3 protein-coding genes are annotated in these 2,606 nt (G+C 71.3%); 2 read left to right on the top strand and 1 reads right to left on the bottom strand.

What is annotated here, in order from left to right:
• On the bottom strand, positions 1–865 hold an 865-nt coding region (gene hemB / locus WCJ52_RS12605), incomplete at its 3' end, for a porphobilinogen synthase (protein ID WP_336903653.1).
• A 136-nt stretch (positions 866–1,001) separates the two neighbouring features.
• Between hemB and WCJ52_RS12610 the strand changes: the two genes are divergently transcribed.
• Positions 1,002–2,141, top strand: coding sequence for an acyl-CoA dehydrogenase family protein (locus tag WCJ52_RS12610; RefSeq protein ID WP_336903654.1), 1,140 nt, complete (start codon positions 1,002–1,004; stop codon positions 2,139–2,141).
• Positions 2,138–2,606 (top strand): enoyl-CoA hydratase/isomerase family protein (locus WCJ52_RS12615; RefSeq protein ID WP_336903655.1); only part of this gene is annotated, 469 nt, incomplete at its 3' end. The genes WCJ52_RS12610 and WCJ52_RS12615, both read left to right, overlap by 4 nt.

The following is a 2,606-nucleotide window of genomic DNA, read 5'->3' on the forward strand; positions in this document are numbered from 1 at the left end:
CCGAGACCTGGAAGGCGAAGGTCGGGGCGCGATAGGTCTCCACCACCCGGCGCACAATGTCGAGATAGGGCAGGCCGGGCTTTACCATCACCATGTCTGCGCCCTCGGCCAGGTCCTGGCCCACCTCGCGCAGGGCCTCCTCGGTGTTGGCCGGGTCCATCTGGTAGGTCTTCTTGTCGGCCGGGTTGTCGTCGGGCCCGCTGCCCAGCTTGCCCGAGCCGATGGCGTCGCGGTACGGGCCATAGAAGGCCGAGGCAAACTTGGCCGCATAGGACATGATCATCACGTCCTGGTGGCCGGCGCTCTCCAGGGCGCCGCGCAGGGCGCCGATGCGGCCGTCCATCATGTCGGAGGGGGCCAGGATGTCGGCCCCGGCCTGCGCCTGCATCAGGCCCTGGGCCACCAGGCGCTCAATCGTCGGGTCGTTGGCGATCCTCCCCGCGCGGATCAGGCCGTCGTGGCCGTGGGTGGTAAAGGGGTCCAGGGCCACGTCGCACATGATGCCCACCTCGGGGGCGGCGTCCTTCATGGCCTTGATCGCCCGGGGGATGACCCCGCCCGGGTCGGCCGCATGGCTGCCCTCGGCATCCTTCCGCGCCCCGTCGATGTGGGGGAAGATGGCGATGGCCGGAATGCCCAGCTTGCGCGCCTCCACGGCGGCCCGGGCGCAGGCCTTCACCGACAGGCGGCTGACGCCGGGCATGGAGGCCACGGGCACCTCGCCCTCGCCCTCGTGCACCACCATCGACCAGATCAGGTCGGCGGGGGTCAGCACGGTCTCGCGGACCAGGCGGCGGATCCAGTCGGCCTGGCGCAGGCGGCGCAGGCGCAGGGCGGGGTAGGGGGCGAGGGGCGTCGGGCTCATGCCCAGCGGCATCGCGCAATTGCGGGGAGGGTGCAAGGGGCGCGCAGGCCGGGGGCGCGGCGTTGACAGGCCGACATTGACAGAATGGGGGGCCAGGCCCCAGACGGCAGGGTGGCCTCGATTGGGGGGGAGCCGGATGGATTTTGCGCTCAACGACGACCAGGCGGCCATCCAGGCGGCGGCGCGCGCCTTCGCTGCGGCCGAGCTGGCGCCCCACTCGGCCCGCTGGGATGCGGACCGGGAGTTTCCGGTGCAGACGCTGAGGGCGGCGGCGGCCCTGGGCTTTGCCGGGCTCTATGTGCGCGAGGATGTCGGCGGCTCGGGCCTGGGCCGGCTCGACGCGGCCCTGGTCTTCGAAGAGCTGAGCCGGGGCGATGTGTCCGTGGCGGCCTACATCTCCATCCACAACATGGTCTCGTGGATGATCGACCGGTTCGGCGATGACGCCCAGCGCCACCGCTGGCTGCCCCGGCTGGCCACCATGGATCTGCTCTCCAGCTATTGCCTGACCGAGCCGGGCGCCGGGTCCGACGCCGCCTCCCTCTCCACCCGGGCGGTGCGCGATGGCGACGACTATGTGCTGACGGGCGCCAAGGCCTTCATCTCCGGGGCCGGGACCTCCGACCTCTACCTGGTCATGGCCCGCACGGGGGAGGGCGGCGCCCGGGGCGTCTCGGCCTTCGTGGTCGAGGCGGGCACGCCGGGCCTGTCCTTCGGTGCCCAGGAGCGCAAGATGGGCTGGAACGCCCAGCCCACCGCCATGGTCCACTTCGACGGGGTGCGGGTGCCGGCCACCCACCGGATCGGCGCCGAGGGCGAGGGTTTCCGCTTCGCCATGGCCGGTCTCGACGGCGGGCGCATCAACATCGCCGCCTGCTCCCTGGGGGGTGCGGGCCTGGCCCTCGACACCGCCCGGGCCCACCTGGCCGCCCGGCGCCAGTTCGGCCGGCCCCTGGCGGATTTCCAGGCCCTCCAGTTCCGCCTCGCCGACATGGCCACCGAGCTGGAGGCCGCCCGCCTGATGGTGCGCCGCGCCGCCTTCGCCCTGGACGCCGGCGACCCTGACGCCACCCTCTACTGCGCCATGGCCAAGCGCTTCGCCACCGACGGCGGCTTCGACATCGCCAACCAGGCCCTCCAGCTGCATGGCGGCTATGGCTATCTCCAGGACTATCCCCTCGAGCGGATCGTCCGCGACCTGCGGGTCCACCAGATCCTGGAAGGCACCAACGAGATCATGCGGGTGATCATCAGCCGGGAGATTCTGGGACGATGAGCGACGAGATTTTAGTCGGGCGCGAGGGCGGGCTGGGGCGGCTGACCCTGAATCGGCCCCAGGCCCTCCACGCCCTCACGACCGTTATGTGCTCGACCTGCATAACGGTCCTTTCGGACTGGCGCCGCGATCCGGCTGTCCAGGCCGTGCTGATCGACCATTCCGGCGACCGCGGCTTCTGCGCCGGGGGCGATATCCGCATGCTGGCCGACAGCGGCGCCGACGACGGCCGTCTGGCCCGCGCGTTCTTTTTCACCGAGTACCGATTGAATCATTTGCTCTTTTCCTATCCGAAGCCGGTCATCGCGGTGATGGACGGGATCACCATGGGCGGCGGCGTCGGCCTCTCGGCCCCCGCCCGCTACCGCCTCGCCACCGAGCGCACGACCTTCGCCATGCCCGAAACCGGCATCGGCCTCTTCCCGGACGTCGGAGGGGGGTGGTTCCTGCCCCGTTTGCCCGGTC

The organism is Phenylobacterium sp., from assembly GCF_037138395.1.
Lineage (GTDB): Bacteria > Pseudomonadota > Alphaproteobacteria > Caulobacterales > Caulobacteraceae > Phenylobacterium.